Below are 15,133 nucleotides of genomic sequence, written 5' to 3'. Positions count from 1 at the left end.
AATTCTCTCCTTCATTGATCCGTAACTATTTTTAATTACGGATCATCTCAAATACCTATTTTACTCCGTACTTTTTATAGTATTCATCAATCGCACTTTTTAATGTATCATCTATGATAATTTTTCCCTGACAAGGACGGTTATATAAATGTTCTACCACTTCGTCCATGCTTACGATCGCATTTGCTGCAAATCCGTATTTTTCACGAATCTCATCTAAGGCACTCATTTTTCCGCCAAGTCCTACTTCCATACGGTTTAATGAAACCATCAGTCCTATGATCTCTACGTTGGCTGCTCCTTTTACCTTTGGTACTGTTTCTTCCATGGATTTACCGGAAGTCGTTACATCTTCGATCATAATGACTTTGTCACCATCTTTTAAACTGCTGCCAAGGAAACTTCCCTTGTCTGCTCCATGATCTTTTTCTTCTTTACGGTCAGAGCAGTAACGGATCTCTTTTCCGTATAATTTGCTGTATGCAACTGCTGTCACAACACTGATCGGGATTCCTTTATATGCCGGTCCGAATAACACATCGAAATCATCTCCATATGTATCGTGGATCGCTTTTGCGTAATACTCTCCTAAACGCATCAGCTGTGAACCTGTCACATATGCTCCGGCATTCATAAAAAATGGAGATTTTCTTCCACTTTTTAATGTAAATTCTCCGAATTTTAATACGTCACTTTCTACCATAAATTCAATAAATTCCTGTTTATACTGTTCCATTTGATTATTTCTCCTGTTTTTATAGTTTATTAACGGTTATTGTTTGATATCATTCGATTGATCTGCCCGTGTGTATCATGTTTTCTGATCTGCCGGCAGGATCAACGTGATAAGCATAAATATACATTTTGAGTATACCATCTGTACTTTGATTTTTCAACTGACAAAAAACGCTATCTATCATACAAAGTAAAATAAGCCGCCACCAATCGCATTTCCACGACTGACAACGACTCATTTTAACATTCACACTCTTATTTTATTTTTTCAAACAATCTGTAAAACCATATTCCAGCATCAACCTTACTGCACAGCCCCGATCAGCTCTCTGATATCCGCAATCTGCTGTTCCTCTAAATATGTCTGCATTCCGGCTACGATTTCTTCCGTTACCTTCGGGTTATGGAAATTCGCAGTTCCGACAGATACTGCGGTTGCACCTGCAAGCATCATTTCTATCGCATCTTCGGCTGTTAAGATTCCACCCATGCCAATGATCGGCAATCTGACTGCCTGTGCGGTCTGGTATACCATGCGTACTGCGATCGGGTGGATCGCAGGACCAGACATACCGCCCGTTTTATTGGCTAAGGCAAACTTTCTTTTGTGGATATCGATTTTCATACCGGTTAATGTATTGATCAGAGAAAGAACATCTGCTCCACCTGCTTCTGCCGCTTTTGCCATTTCTGTAATATCTGTCACATTTGGACTTAATTTCATAATGACCGGCTGCTTTGCATATTTTTTTACTTCTTTTGTGATCGCTTCTACGCTCTTTGGATCCTGACCAAATGCAATCCCGCCTTCTTTGACATTCGGGCAGGAAATGTTGATCTCTAACATATCTACCGGCTGTTCGGCAAGCCGTTCCACCACTTCACAATAATCTGCAGTGCTCTTTCCACATACATTGACAATGATCTTTGTATCATATTTCTTAAGGAATGGAATATCCCTCTCAATAAAAAGATCGATTCCCGGATTCTGAAGTCCGATCGCATTTAACATACCACCATAAACTTCTGCTACTCTTGGTGTAGGATTGCCTTCCCATGGGATATTGGCAACTCCTTTGGTGACAACTGCTCCTAATTTATTCAAATCTACAAATTCGGAAAATTCTTCTCCAGAACCAAAAGTTCCTGATGCTGTCATAACAGGATTGTCAAGTGTAACTCCTGCTAAATCTACTTTCATATTCATTAGAAGTCCACCTCCTCTGCCAAAAAGACCGGTCCCTCTTTACAAATCCTCTTATTGTTGACGTTTGTATGTGCATCTTTATTCTTTGACTTACAGACACAACCTAAACATGCACCGATTCCACATGCCATACGTTCCTCTAAAGAAACCCAGCATTCGATCTGATTCTTTGCGGCATACTCTTTTAAGGCACGAAGCATCGGTAATGGTCCGCAGGCATAGATCACTTCCGCATCCAGACCGTTTTCGCGGATTGCATCTAAAACATTTCCTTCTGTTCCTGCACTTCCATCTTCGGTAGCAACATAAACGCTGCCATATTTTTTAAATTCTTCATATAAAAACAGATCATCACGATATCCTAAAACAATCTGTTTCTCGCAATCTAACTGCTTTGCAAGTTCTAACATCGGCGGGATTCCGATTCCTCCTCCGATCAGAAATGCTTTCTTTTTCTTCGTTGGGAATCCATTTCCTAATGGTCCGATGATATCTAACTGCATTCCTGTGGTCATTTTGGAAAATTCTTCTGTTCCCTTACCTGCAACACGATACACTAAACGGATTGCCTTATCATTTTTATCAATCTCACAAATACTGATCGGTCTTGGCAGCAGTCTGCTGCCATCTGCACAGTATAAAGATACAAACTGCCCCGGTTTTGCCAGTTCTGCAATCTGTTCTGTACGAAGCCACATATCATAAATTCCATACGAGATTTCTTCTTTCCGGATAATGATGGCTGTTTCTCTTTTTTTCTCTGACATAGTTTTCTCCCTGATTGACTACTGTTACCAGATCACTTTCTTATGATCCAGACAGTGTTTTATTTTACAGCATTTAGTGCTCCGTCAATATCTGCGATCATATCTTCTACGGCTGCCCTTGATGCATCTGCATAATTTTCACTGCCGAATTTTGCATATTTTTCCTGCTTATAAGCGGCAATGATACCTCTTGAAGAATTGACAACTGCACCTAAACCATCTTCATTGAAGAAATGTACAAGATCTGCACCTTTTCCTCCCTGTGCACCATAGCCCGGCACTAAAATGAAACTCTTTGGCATGACTTTCCGAAGTACTTTTCCCATTTCAGGATAAGTCGCTCCAACAACAGCACCCACGTAGCTGTACGTATCTCCCATGTGGTCTGCGCCCCATTCTGCTACTTTTTCACCAACCCATTCATATAATGGTCTGCCGTCGATCAGACGATCCTGAAATTCACCGCTGGACGGATTTGATGTTTTCACCAGAATAAAGATGCCTTTTTTTTCTTCTTTGCAGACATCAATAAATGGTTTAATGCCGTCTGTTCCAAGATATGGATTGACGGTTGCAAAATCTTCATCAAATGCTGCATAGGTCTTACTGCCGACTGTAACTTTGCCTAGATGTCCTGTTGCATAAGCCGCAGATGTAGAACCGATATCGCCTCTTTTTACATCACCGATCACGATCAGATCTTTTTCATGGCAGTAATCGACTGTCTTTTTAAATGCTTTCAATCCTTCAATCCCAAACTGCTCGTACATTGCGATCTGTGGCTTTACTGACGGGATCAGGTCATAAGTTGCATCGATAATCCCTTTGTTATACTGCCAGATTGCCTCTGCTGCACCTTCTAATGTTTCTCCATATTCTGCAAATGCCTTCTTTAAAATGTGCTCTGGAATATAATTTAACATCGGATCTAAGCCTACACAGATCGGAGCATGTGTTTTTTTAATCTTATCTGCTAATTTCTGAATCATTGTTGTTATCCTCTCCTGATTTCTTTTTATTCTGGTTATTTTAAATCAAACACCTTAAGCGTATTCTTACTCAGCTTATTCTGCACTGTATACAATTTCACCGGATACGATCGTTGCTTTGACTTCTCCGGTCACTTCCCTGCCATCAAATGGGGTATTTTTTGATTTTCCTGCAAATTTTTCTGCATCGATCACATACTGTTTTTCCGGATCAAAGATCACGATATCTGCAATGGCTCCTTCTTTTAGCGTTCCTTTGTCAGAATGTATGATCTGTGCAGGGTTATAGCTTAATTTTTCCGCCATCTGCATCGGTGTTAAATATCCTTTTAAGACAAGTTCTGAATAAGTCAGTGCCGCAGCCGTTTCAAGTCCGACGATACCAAACGGTGCTTTTCTCATGGAATCACCTTTTTCAATCGCCGTATGCGGTGCATGATCTGTAGCGATCACATCGATCACGTTATTTTTCAGTCCTTCACGAATCGCCTCTACATCTTCTACGGAACGAAGTGGTGGATTCATCTTATAATCCGGATCATCCTCTTTGATATCTTCTTCTGACAACGTAAAATGATGTGGGCACGCTTCTGCTGTCACATGGAGATGATCTTCCTTCGCATGTTTTACCATCCATACACTTTTCCTGGTAGAACAGTGGCATAAATGCAGATGTACGCCTGCACTGTCTGCTAATACAATATCTCTCGCTGTGATCACATCTTCTACGACATTTGCGATCCCCGGCAGTCCTAATTCTTCTGCACGCTTTCCGGCATTCATCACACCGCCCTGCACGAGATCTTTATCTTCGCAATGGGCAAAGACCGGAATATTTTCTTTTTTTGCTATCTGCATCGCTTTGTAATAAACGGCTGTATCCATCACAGACTTTCCATCTTCTGAAATGGCTGGTATTCCGGCTTCTACCATTCCATGGATATCGGATAATTCTTTTCCGTTTTGTCCTTTTGTAACTGCTCCGATCTGAAGTACGTTGACAGGTGCCAGATTTTTTGCTTTCTGATGCACGTAATTGACCACATCCACGTTATCTGCAGCCGGTTTTGTATTTGGCATGGCAAGGATTGTCGTAAATCCACCTCTTGCTGCCGCTTTTGCTCCGGTAGCTACTGTTTCCTTATGTTCAAATCCCGGATCACGTAAATGCACATGCAGGTCAATAAATCCCGGCATAACAAAACAGCCTTTTGCATCTATTGTCTTATCAGCTTTTTCCTGAATCGATTTGTCTACTTTTACAATTTTGCCATCTTCGACAAGTACATCGGATACTGCATCTGTCTTTGTTGCAGGATCGATGACTCTGCCGTTTTTTATCAGTAATTTCATGTCTGTTACCTCGCATATTCTCATAATTGGTGATATAGCATAGTAAACCAACTTTATTTTACCATAGATGGCACTAGAAAGTGAAGCAGATTTTGCCAGAAAATATGTCATATCCTATCGGGAAAAAAAGTCAGGGAAATGTCTGCTTTCCCTGACCTCTTTGATAACGATTCCTCATCTGCATCATTACAATGCCATCTGTAATTATAACTGTGTCTTTACAAAAATATCATAAATTGCTTCGATCGCTGTTTCAAAATCATTATTTGCTACACCAATGATGATATTTAACTCACTAGATCCCTGATCGATCATCTTGACGTTGACATTTGCGTGTGCAAGTGCAGAAAAAATTCTTCCCGCTGTTCCTCTTGTAGAACGCATTCCCCTTCCTACCACTGCGATCAGTGCAAGATCAGCTTCTAAGTCGATCGTATCCGGCTGTGCAAGACGATGGATCGCAGATAATACCTGCTGTTCCTTGCCTACAAATTCTTCCTGATGTACAAATACAGTCATTGTATCAATACCGGACGGTACATGTTCAAAAGAAATACCATTCTGCTCAAATGCCTGCAATACTTTTCTGCCAAATCCAACTTCGGAGTTCATCATATCTTTATCGATATTAACTGCGACAAAGCCTTTCTTTCCGGCAATACCGGTTACGGTATATTTTGACTGGTGACAGGTACTCTCTACGATCAGTGTACCTTCATCTTCCGGCGCATTGGTGTTACGGATATTGATCGGGATTCCTGCCTTACGGACTGGGAATACTGCATCTTCATGCAATACGGTTGCTCCCATATAGGAAAGCTCACGAAGTTCGCGGTAGGTGATTACTTTGATCACTTCCGGATTCTTAATGATCCTTGGATCTGCAATCAAAAATCCAGATACATCTGTCCAGTTCTCATACATATCTGCTTTTGCTGCTTTTGCTACAATAGAACCTGTAATATCGGAACCACCTCTTGAGAAGGTAACGACACTACCGTCTTCTTTTGCTCCGTAAAATCCCGGAATAACGGCTTTTTCACTCTTTTCTAAACGTGCAGATAATACTTTATCTGTCTTATCCGCATCAAATTCGCCATTTTCATCAAAAAATACAACTTCGGCTGCATCGATAAAATCATATCCTAAATATGCTGCCATAATGATACCGTTTAAATATTCTCCACGAGATGCCGCATAGTCACTGCCTGCTTTTTTTGCAAAATTTTCTGCAATGATACGGAATTCTTCCTCTAAAGACAGTTTCAGATTCAATCCGTTAATGATCGCATCATAGCGGTCTTTGATCTTTTTTAACTTTGGTTTAAACTCTTCTTCTGCCTCTGCTGCTGCATAGCAGTCATAGAGCATATCTGTTACTTTTGTATCTTTTGCATTTCTCTTACCCGGTGCACTCGGTACGACATATTTCCGGCTCTCATCTGAACGGATAATATCTCCGACTTTTGCAAACTGTCCTGCGCTTGCTAAAGAACTTCCACCGAATTTTACTACTTTTATCATTTCCTTACTCCTCGCATTATGATTATTATAAGTATCCTTGTCACTGATTCAGAATCTCTCTCATATATGTGATTCTGAATAGTTACCTATACTTCAAATAGATGATCGATCAAAGTATATCCCTCGGCAACAAAATTATCTGTTTTTTCTGCCTCAGCTTCATTATATTTCCATGTATTTGCCTGCTCTTTCGTGCTGTCATATAACAGATACGGAACGCTATCCGAACTATGTGTACGAATACAGATCGGTGTCGGATGATCCGGCAGGATCACCATACGGAAATCTTCTCCATTTGCTCTTAATCCTTCTACGATCGGGCGGATGATGCGGGCATCTAAATTCTCGATTGCCTGTACTTTTCGTTCCACACTTCCCTGATGTCCCATTTCATCCGGTGCTTCTAAATGCACATAGACAAAATCATATCCTTTATCTGTCAAAACGTCAACTGCTGCCTGGGCTTTTCCTTCATAATTGGTATGCAGTCCGCCATTTGCTCCGTCTACTGTAATGACTTTCATGGAAGAACCGACTGCGATTCCTTTTAATAAGTCAACTGCGGAGATCATAGCACCCTTTTTACCGGTCTTTTCTTCAAAAGAGGACAGACTCGGTTTTGTTCCTGCTCCCCAGAACCAGCAGGAATTTGCAGGATGAAGTCCCTGTTTTTTCCGCTCGATGTTAATCGGATGATTGACTAAGATATCATAGCTTTTTTTCATCATCTCATATAGTGCTTTATTTTCCGGCAGTTTATCTGTGATCTTCTGCTCTAAGATATCATGTGGCTGTGCTAAACTTACGACTTCTCCCTTGTCCCAGATCAGAAGGTGTCTGTAACTGGTTCCTACATAAAACTTAAATTCATCTGTTTCTAATTCTTTACGGACAGCTTCTAATAAAACGGCTGCGTCCTCTGTAGAGATCTCGCTGGAACTGTGGTCGATCATGGTACGGTCTTCGTAACGGTCTTCTTCCTCAGATAGAGTTACTAAGTTACAGCGGAGTGCAATATCGGTATCTTTCATTGGAACGCCGATGCTGAGTGCCTCTAGCGGGGAACGTCCTGAATAATATTTTCTTGGATTATAACCTAATACAGATAAATTTGCTGTATCACTTCCCGGACTCATGCCATCCGGAACTGTGTGTACCATTCCGATCTCGCCTTTTGCTGCTAATTCGTCCATCATCGGTGTCTTTGCATATGCAAGCGGGGTTTCATTTCCTAACGCTTCGATAGGGCGGTCTGCCATACCGTCCCCTAAGATTACAATGTATTTCATCTTGTTTCGCCTCTACTTTCCTACACGGATCACAGAAAGGACATTTCCTAATTCTGCTGCTTTTGTGGCAAATGTTTCTTCTTTCATGGAAGTTGTCACAAATCCGATTTCTCCTGTGATACCTTCTACTTCTACAAATTCAACGTTTCCAAATATGGACTCGATCTTTGCTTTGTCTGCAGTTGTTCTTACAAAGAATACATTCTCTGCTTTTTTATAATCAACAAGCTCTAATTTCTTTGAACTCCATTCGATCAGAATATTGCGGTTTAAGTGTTTTGCAATATCAACAATATCTGCTACAACGGCTGAAGCTGTCGGCAGTTTTCCTGCTCCGCTTCCATAGAACATGGCATCGCCTAATACGTTGCCATGTACAAAAATGGCATTGAATACATCATTGACATTGTATAATGGATGTTCCGGTGAAAGTAAAAATGGTGCTACCATTGCAGAATATCCGTTTTCTGTTTTTTTGCTGGATGCTAACAGCTTGATTACGCGTCCCATCTGTTTTGCATATTTGATATCGGTTGCAGATATTTTTGTGATTCCTTCTGTGTGGATATCATTGAAATCTACCTGCTGTCCACATACTAAAGATGTTAAGATCGCAATTTTACGACATGCATCATATCCTTCGATATCTGCGGACGGATCTTTTTCTGCATAGCCTTTTTCCTGTGCATCTTTTAATACATCTTCAAATTCAAGTCCTTCATTGGACATTTTTGTCATCATATAGTTCGTTGTTCCATTTAAAATACCTGTGATCTCCTCGATCTCATCTGCTGTCAGACAGGAATTTAACGGACGGATGATCGGAATACCACCACCTACGCTTGCTTCAAATAAGAAATTGACATTCTTTGCTTTTGCAAGTGCGATCAGTTCTGCTCCTTTGTCTGCAACTAATGCTTTGTTAGAAGTTGTCACATGTTTTCCTGCTTCTAACATTGCTTTTACGAATGTATATGCCGGTTCTACTCCTCCCATGGTTTCTACAACCACAGAAACTTCAGGATCATTTACGATCGTCTGGTAATCATGCACTACTTTATCTTCGATCGGATCTCCCGGAAAATCTCTTAAATCCAAAACATATTTAACTTCAATCTCATCTCCGGCTCTTTTTGCGATGCTGTCTTTGTTGGTCGCTAATACCTCGACTACACCGGAGCCGATGGTTCCGTATCCCATAACTGCAATTTTTATCATAATATCCTCCATTCTAGCCCTGCGGGCAGCCAGTTTTTTATTCTCTGGCAAGTATTTTCAAATAATGTACTCCATCTTTTCCTTCGATCTCCTCGATCATCTGGGAAATATCCTCTGTCTGGGGAAGGACTTCCACGCTGAGTGTCAGCGATGCCACTCCATTGACCGGTATACTCTGATGGATTGTCAAAATGTTCGCCTTATAATCTGCAACACATTTCAATACGGCTGCTAATAGACCCGGTTCATCATCCATCTGAATGATCATGGTGATCGTTGTCCCTTTTGCATTTTCGTGAAACTGGAATATATCATCCTGATATTTATAAAAAGAACTTCGGCTGATACCTGTAATCTCTGTAGCCTCCTGTATACTTGCTACTTTACCGGAATCAAGCAGGCGCTTTGCTTCAACCACTTTTAAGAGTACTTCGGGTACGGCCTTTTCTTTTAAGACATAATATTTTGTTTTTTCTGCCATAACTTATGCTTCATCCTCCAATGTGTTTGTCGCACAACTACATTTGTTCTCACGAGGAAGATAATATCACAAATATTTTGTGGTTGCAACCGCTTTTGTAGCAAAATGATGTATTTTCAGTAAATAAAGTGCTACAGTTCACAGGTATCCCTGCGAACTGCAACTTCGCAGCCCCATTTAAATTTTGCTGCGCAAAAGGGGGGCTGCTCACGCCCGAATCACGGTCATACGCACCTAAACAGCAAGGTGTTTAGGTGCTGTCTGAACAGTAACAAATAAACTGTCCGGATGTCCTCTAATGTTTCAGGACACCCGAACAGTTTATCAATCACATAACCCATCACAGGATCACATTTTTTATTCTTTTTATTTAGAACTTACGTCCACCACCGCCAAAGCTTCTGCCGCCGGAACCATTATGTACGGTTGTCTGGTTGCTGCCTCCGCCTGAGGAAGCCGGTGGTGGTGTCTCTTTTGGGATCTTCCGGTGCGTTACCACCTGATTAACAAAACGATCTTCCTTTGTCTTAAGGTCGATGCTTCCTGATTTATGGAAATCATATTCATATGTTCCCCATTTTAAATGGTATTTCGCTTTAATCACTCCATAAATCGTTCCACCAACGATCAACGCTAATAAAAAGGTCGTTAAAAACTCCCAGAACGTCAATTTTCTGTAGACTGTCGTTTCTCCGGTATCTACATTATAGATCGTAGCATTATCCGGTATTCCATCATCATAGGCTTCACTGCTCCGTAAAACCATCAGATACAGACACTGTGCATAATCTTCTTCCGATACAGCCTCATATGCCTCATCGAGGATATAATCAACTGTGTCATCATTCAGATAATACTGTGCCATGCCGGCTGTAGCAATGTAGATCTCCCGATTATCCATATCTACCAGACAGCTGATCCCATTATTACCTGCGGTATATTCATTAAAATAATCTTCACATACTGTCTGTGCACTTTTTCCGCCTGCATCATCACAGGTTGCAACGACAACATTCCAGCCGCTTTTTTGCGATAATTCTTCTGCGGTACTCTTTAACCAGTCTGCTTCTTCTTCCATCAGAAGACCTGCATCATCTGCAACAGTGACTGCGGCATCTTCTGAGGTTTCCTCTGCTGGTATATTTCCTGCTCCTGCTAAAAATACGAGCAGGAACACACCAATCTGGCATATGATCCTTTTTAAGCTGATACATTCTCTTACCATATGAAATACCCCCCTAACAATCCCACAAGCAATATGACCGCAACCGTTCCAAATGCTGTGAAACGCAGCTTGCGATAATCGATCGGAAGTTTTCCGCAGACTTTACCTGTCTGTGCATTCATGGAATAGTAATATGTCTTTCCGTCTTTTCCCGGATAGGTCAGTGTCCAAACCGGAAGTAATGTATAGGAAAATGTTTCCTTGCGGTTTGAAAAGCTGTTTTTCTGGTCTGTCACAGTTTCATATCCGCTTACACTTTCCCGGAGCATATTCGTGGCATACTCTTTTGCTTCACTTCGGAAAGTTTCTTCCACTTCGCTTTTGGCAATATCTCGCTTCTCTGCTAAAAAACCGGAAAGGAATCCCATATGGAATGGCTTGCTTTCTTCCATACGATATGGCAGTATACCTTCTGCAAGGACACGGTTTGCCTTTTTTAAGGCATTTTCTGTCATATCCTTAAATTCCATCTTTCCCTCACGTTCGATCTCATAGAATTTCGTTTCTGTAAATTCTGTATCGTGATCTCTCCAGATGCGTGTCTTTGTAGCTTTTGCCTTTAATTTTCCTCTTAAGGAAATATCATAGATCCAGTATGGGAAGTAGACACCAGATAAATGTTCCATCTGTTTTTTGTTAAAAAATGCCTTCGGAATAAATTTCTTTTTGCTTAGATAGTCATAAAACTGTTTCTGTGCCTCTTTCTTTTCGATTGAGAACGGTATGACTTTATCCGGCAGATATTCTCCGCTTAATCTTCCGCCTAATACGACCGGATTGTGGCAGTAATAACAGAATGTAGCGGCTGTTGTCGCATCGGTTACGATCTCTGCTCCACAGCTGGGGCAGGTATAGATAACACCTTCTGCCTCTTGTGCACCTGCTTTCCCTGCATCTGTATTCTGATCATTTGCGGACTGTTCTTCCCCTGTATTGTCTGCCTTCTGCTCGACTCCTTCTGCCGGTGTCATTGCTTCTAATTCTTCCTGTGAAAACAGGGAAAAACAATATTCACATTTATACTTCTGTGTCTTTGGATCAAATATGAGTTCTCCATCACAGTTCGGACACTTATAGCTGATAACTGACATGCTCTCCTCCTTATTTTCTGTTATGCTCTGGGACTTCCACACTCACTACAGAATCTTCCGGTGTTTTCTGCCCCACATTTACACACCCATTTGCCTGCCGGCTTTGGTTTTCCACATTCACTACAGAATTTTCCGGTATTGACTGCTCCACATTCGCAAGTCCATGTACTATCTTCCGGTTTGCTCTTTCCACATTCGCTGCAGAATTTTCCGGTATTGACTGCTCCACATTCACAAGTCCAGCCTCCCTGTGGTGCTGCCTGCTGCGTACCTGTATTTGCGGCTGCCTGTGCCTGTGCGTTCTGTGCTGCCTGCTGCTGCATCTGCATCTGTGCTAAATTCACCTGTGAAGCATTGCCCATCATGCCGCCTGCTGCCTGCATACCGACACCCATGCCCATAAATCCTGCCATGCTGCCATTTGCATTAGAACCGGCTGCTTCTAAACCTCTTGCCATTGCTCCCTGCACATAACCCTCACGTACGGTCGGATCTGATAACATTGCACCCTGATTACGCATCTGGATCATCTTCTGGGATTCTTCATCATAGGAAATACTTGCAATACCAACTGCCTGTATCTCCATACCACGCATGTTGTTCCAGTCCTCATCTAAGGTATCTGCCATATATTTGCTTAACTCACGTCCCTTAGAAGGTACATAAGAAATACGGATGCCATCTGCGGACATCTGGTTGATCGATGCCTGTAATGCCTCTAAGAACTCTGCCATATACTGCTCATTGACATCAGAGATCTCTACATGATCTGCATTTCTTGGAACGACTTCTTTATAGAATAACAACGGATCTGTAATACGGATCGAATATGTACCATGTGCACGTAAAAACAGTTCTGCATTATAGAAACTGTCGAAATAATTTACCGGATTTCTGGTTCCAAACTTGATACCCTTGATTTCCTGTAAATTGATATAAAAAACTTTCTGTAATGTCGGTGTTGCACCGCCGAACTTGATACGTGAAAAAGTTTCTTTTACGCTTTCTTTTAACTGTCCGTTAAATAATGACGGCAGTGATGAATTGTCGACTTTGTAATATCCCGGCTCTGCGGTATAGTCTACAACCTTTCCACCATCTACTAACAGCATCATCTGATTGTCATATACATGGATGATCGAACCATTTGATACGGTCTGGTCTGTCCCCTTTGTATTCTGTCCTTTACGGATCTTCACACCTGATGTAAAGACTGTCTGATCTCCCATATCATCCGGTTCATATACCTCTAACCACTGATCTGCTAACGATCCTCCGACTGCCTGTGCTGCCGCTCTGATAATACCCATAACACTTCCTCCTTTAATATATCTTCCTTATTTTTTAAATCCTTTGCTGCTTCACTTCATAAAACTGATGCAATTTCCAGACTTTTACATTGACTGCCGTAACTGCCAGTCCGCAATATTCACAGTACATTGCACCTAGATTTGTGATCGGTGCTCCGCAGTTCGGGCAGGTAGTTCCTGTTGCTGTCTGTTCTCCTGTCATCTGCACATCCTGTATATACATCAGTTCGATATTATACTTTGTCTGTGTCAGATGGTTTTTATCCCCTTCGGTCAGCGTACCGTCTTTCTCTTTATAAAAGAGATATTCTACGGCACTCTGAAATGTGATCATGCACGTACCCTGTTTTTTCTGATAGGCTGTGATCTCGGTCTGATGGATCTTGATCCTCTCATAGACTTCCCGTATCCCGGACTGCTTATTATCCGCAATCCGATTATCCACCTGCCATCTGATCTCCTCTGCACCGTCTTTTAACAGGGTATCCTGACCGGCTGAAATTGCCATCAATGCGGATATCAGCATATTTTCTGCCATATTCTTAAATTCTTCGATATTAAAATCCGGAAAATCCCGCTGTATCTTCGGTGCATAGATCTTTGTCATTCCTGAAACGGATTTTGGTGTTGCCGCTAACTCCTCGGTCTGTCTCTTCCAGCCCTCTGCAAAAGAATCCGTTCCAAATGCTGCTCTTGATAACTCTCTTAATTTTGCTTTTACAATGCGGTAAATGATATATGCTGCTGCGGCTATTGCAAAAAGCACGATCACCACAACGGTCAGTTTATTCATCACTGCCTCCCATATTCTCAGGACAGCCAAGGGAGAGCCATTTTAAATATCCATTGATAAAAATATCTAATTTACCATCTAAGACTCTGTCTACATTTCCTGTTTCCACTCCGGTACGGTGGTCTTTGACCATCGTATACGGCTGCATGACGTAGGAACGGATCTGGTTTCCCCAGCCGATCTCTGTCACTTCACCACGGATACCGGCTGCCTTCTTTGCATTTTCTTCCTGCTTTAACAGATACAGCTTTGCTTTTAACATCTGCATGGCTTTATCTTTGTTCATATGCTGGGAACGCTCATTCTGGCACTGTACGACGATTCCGGTCGGGAAATGTGTGATTCGGATCGCAGATGATGTTTTATTGATATGCTGTCCTCCAGCTCCGCTCGAACGGTAAGTATCGATCCTGATATCATCATCGTTGATCTCAATATCTAAATCTTCCTCGATATCCGGCATGACATCGCAGGATACAAAGGAAGTCTGTCGTTTTCCCGCTGCATTAAACGGAGAGATACGCACTAACCGGTGTACTCCTTTTTCGGATTTGAGATAACCATAGGCATTTTCTCCATTCACCTGAAAAGTGATGGATTTGATCCCCGCTTCATCTCCATCCAGGGAATCTAAGACTTCCACAGTAAATCCTTTATCCGATGCGAAGCGGGTAAACATACGATAGAGCATGGCTGCCCAGTCGCAGGATTCTGTTCCGCCTGCTCCTGCATGTAAGGACATGATCGCATTATCTTTATCGTATTCGCCTGATAATAATGTTTTCATGCGGATGCCTTCAAAGGTTTCTTCAAATTCTGCTAATTCTGATTCTACTTCCGGCACTAAGGAAGTATCATTTTCCTCATTTGCCATTTCGATCAGTGTTTCAATATCGTCAAACTGTTCTTGTAATTTTGAAAAAGTAGCCACATCATCCTTAAGGCTTTTTAATTCTTTCATCTTCTGCTGGGATACTTCTACCGAATCCCAGAAATCAGGAGCTTCCATTTCCCGTTCTAACTCCTGTATCCGCTGCTCTTTTGCAGCTAAGTCAAAGTGAATCCCTCACTTCCACTAATGGTTCTCTATAAGTATTCAAGGTATATTTGAATCCGTCTAACTCTACCACTAATTTCACCTCTTTCTGTTC

The 15,133-nt window shown here is 41.6% G+C and carries 14 protein-coding genes; all 14 read right to left on the bottom strand.

Features of this window, described 5'->3' with window-relative positions; genetic code table 11:
• Positions 1-55 precede the first annotated feature (55 nt).
• Entirely contained in the window at positions 56-736 is a 681-nt protein-coding gene (gene pyrE / locus H8S17_RS02080; protein WP_186866019.1) for an orotate phosphoribosyltransferase, read from the bottom strand.
• A 303-nt stretch (positions 737-1,039) separates the two neighbouring features.
• Positions 1,040-1,942 (bottom strand): dihydroorotate dehydrogenase, encoded by a 903-nt coding sequence (locus H8S17_RS02075; protein ID WP_186866018.1) that lies wholly within the window; start codon positions 1,940-1,942, stop codon positions 1,040-1,042.
• Positions 1,942-2,709, bottom strand: a complete 768-nt coding sequence (locus H8S17_RS02070; RefSeq protein WP_186866017.1) for a dihydroorotate dehydrogenase electron transfer subunit — start codon at positions 2,707-2,709, stop codon at positions 1,942-1,944. The genes H8S17_RS02075 and H8S17_RS02070 overlap by 1 nt, the downstream gene beginning before the upstream one ends.
• A gap of 59 nt (positions 2,710-2,768) precedes the next feature.
• The gene (pyrF, locus tag H8S17_RS02065; RefSeq protein WP_186866016.1) at positions 2,769-3,698 is read right to left on the bottom strand and encodes an orotidine-5'-phosphate decarboxylase; all 930 of its coding nucleotides are present in this window, start codon (positions 3,696-3,698) and stop codon (positions 2,769-2,771) included.
• Positions 3,699-3,773: 75 nt separating this feature from the next.
• Positions 3,774-5,051, bottom strand: coding sequence for a dihydroorotase (locus tag H8S17_RS02060; protein ID WP_186866015.1), 1,278 nt, complete (start codon positions 5,049-5,051; stop codon positions 3,774-3,776).
• A gap of 204 nt (positions 5,052-5,255) precedes the next feature.
• Positions 5,256-6,575, bottom strand: a complete 1,320-nt coding sequence (locus H8S17_RS02055) for an aspartate kinase (RefSeq protein WP_186866014.1) — start codon at positions 6,573-6,575, stop codon at positions 5,256-5,258.
• Between the two features lie 86 nt (positions 6,576-6,661).
• Positions 6,662-7,864: a cofactor-independent phosphoglycerate mutase gene (locus tag H8S17_RS02050; RefSeq protein WP_186866013.1), complete on the bottom strand. Its 1,203-nt coding sequence runs from the start codon at positions 7,862-7,864 to the stop codon at positions 6,662-6,664.
• A gap of 12 nt (positions 7,865-7,876) precedes the next feature.
• Positions 7,877-9,082 (bottom strand): homoserine dehydrogenase, encoded by a 1,206-nt coding sequence (locus tag H8S17_RS02045; protein WP_186866012.1) that lies wholly within the window; start codon positions 9,080-9,082, stop codon positions 7,877-7,879.
• A 37-nt stretch (positions 9,083-9,119) separates the two neighbouring features.
• A complete protein-coding gene (locus tag H8S17_RS02040) occupies positions 9,120-9,563 on the bottom strand; it encodes an ACT domain-containing protein (RefSeq protein WP_178050649.1) in 444 nt (147 codons plus the stop codon).
• Positions 9,564-9,933: 370 nt separating this feature from the next.
• Positions 9,934-10,788: a TPM domain-containing protein gene (locus H8S17_RS02035; protein ID WP_178050650.1), complete on the bottom strand. Its 855-nt coding sequence runs from the start codon at positions 10,786-10,788 to the stop codon at positions 9,934-9,936.
• The gene (locus H8S17_RS02030) at positions 10,782-11,879 is read right to left on the bottom strand and encodes a TFIIB-type zinc ribbon-containing protein (protein ID WP_186866011.1); all 1,098 of its coding nucleotides are present in this window, start codon (positions 11,877-11,879) and stop codon (positions 10,782-10,784) included. The genes H8S17_RS02035 and H8S17_RS02030 overlap by 7 nt, the downstream gene beginning before the upstream one ends.
• Positions 11,880-11,899: 20 nt before the next feature.
• A complete protein-coding gene (locus tag H8S17_RS02025; protein WP_186866010.1) occupies positions 11,900-13,189 on the bottom strand; it encodes an SPFH domain-containing protein in 1,290 nt (429 codons plus the stop codon).
• 34 nt (positions 13,190-13,223) lie between these two features.
• Positions 13,224-13,982, bottom strand: coding sequence for a TIM44-like domain-containing protein (locus H8S17_RS02020; RefSeq protein ID WP_186866009.1), 759 nt, complete (start codon positions 13,980-13,982; stop codon positions 13,224-13,226).
• Positions 13,975-15,112 (bottom strand): peptide chain release factor 2 gene (gene prfB, locus H8S17_RS02015; RefSeq protein ID WP_186866008.1). Its coding sequence is split into 2 segments (ribosomal slippage): positions 13,975-15,036 and positions 15,038-15,112, totalling 1,137 coding nucleotides; the frame shifts between segments, so codons are not numbered across the junction. The genes H8S17_RS02020 and prfB overlap by 8 nt, the downstream gene beginning before the upstream one ends.
• Positions 15,113-15,133 lie beyond the last annotated feature (21 nt).

This window comes from Roseburia zhanii (genome assembly GCF_014287635.1).
Taxonomy (GTDB): domain Bacteria; phylum Bacillota; class Clostridia; order Lachnospirales; family Lachnospiraceae; genus Roseburia_B; species Roseburia_B zhanii.
The sequence above is the reverse complement of the archived record's forward strand: the minus strand, read 5'-3'. Positions and strand labels throughout refer to the sequence as shown.

Coding starts and splice junctions, on each gene's coding strand:
- H8S17_RS02040 (WP_178050649.1), bottom strand. CDS start 9,563: ATGGCAGAAAAAACAAAATATTATGTCTTAAAAGAAAAGGCCGTACCC.
- H8S17_RS02020 (WP_186866009.1), bottom strand. CDS start 13,982: ATGAATAAACTGACCGTTGTGGTGATCGTGCTTTTTGCAATAGCCGCA.
- H8S17_RS02030 (WP_186866011.1), bottom strand. CDS start 11,879: ATGTCAGTTATCAGCTATAAGTGTCCGAACTGTGATGGAGAACTCATA.
- H8S17_RS02070 (WP_186866017.1), bottom strand. CDS start 2,709: ATGTCAGAGAAAAAAAGAGAAACAGCCATCATTATCCGGAAAGAAGAA.
- H8S17_RS02045 (WP_186866012.1), bottom strand. CDS start 9,082: ATGATAAAAATTGCAGTTATGGGATACGGAACCATCGGCTCCGGTGTA.
- pyrE (WP_186866019.1), bottom strand. CDS start 736: ATGGAACAGTATAAACAGGAATTTATTGAATTTATGGTAGAAAGTGAC.
- H8S17_RS02050 (WP_186866013.1), bottom strand. CDS start 7,864: ATGAAATACATTGTAATCTTAGGGGACGGTATGGCAGACCGCCCTATC.
- H8S17_RS02055 (WP_186866014.1), bottom strand. CDS start 6,575: ATGATAAAAGTAGTAAAATTCGGTGGAAGTTCTTTAGCAAGCGCAGGA.
- H8S17_RS02075 (WP_186866018.1), bottom strand. CDS start 1,942: ATGAATATGAAAGTAGATTTAGCAGGAGTTACACTTGACAATCCTGTT.
- H8S17_RS02060 (WP_186866015.1), bottom strand. CDS start 5,051: ATGAAATTACTGATAAAAAACGGCAGAGTCATCGATCCTGCAACAAAG.
- H8S17_RS02025 (WP_186866010.1), bottom strand. CDS start 13,189: ATGGGTATTATCAGAGCGGCAGCACAGGCAGTCGGAGGATCGTTAGCA.
- H8S17_RS02035 (WP_178050650.1), bottom strand. CDS start 10,788: ATGGTAAGAGAATGTATCAGCTTAAAAAGGATCATATGCCAGATTGGT.
- pyrF (WP_186866016.1), bottom strand. CDS start 3,698: ATGATTCAGAAATTAGCAGATAAGATTAAAAAAACACATGCTCCGATC.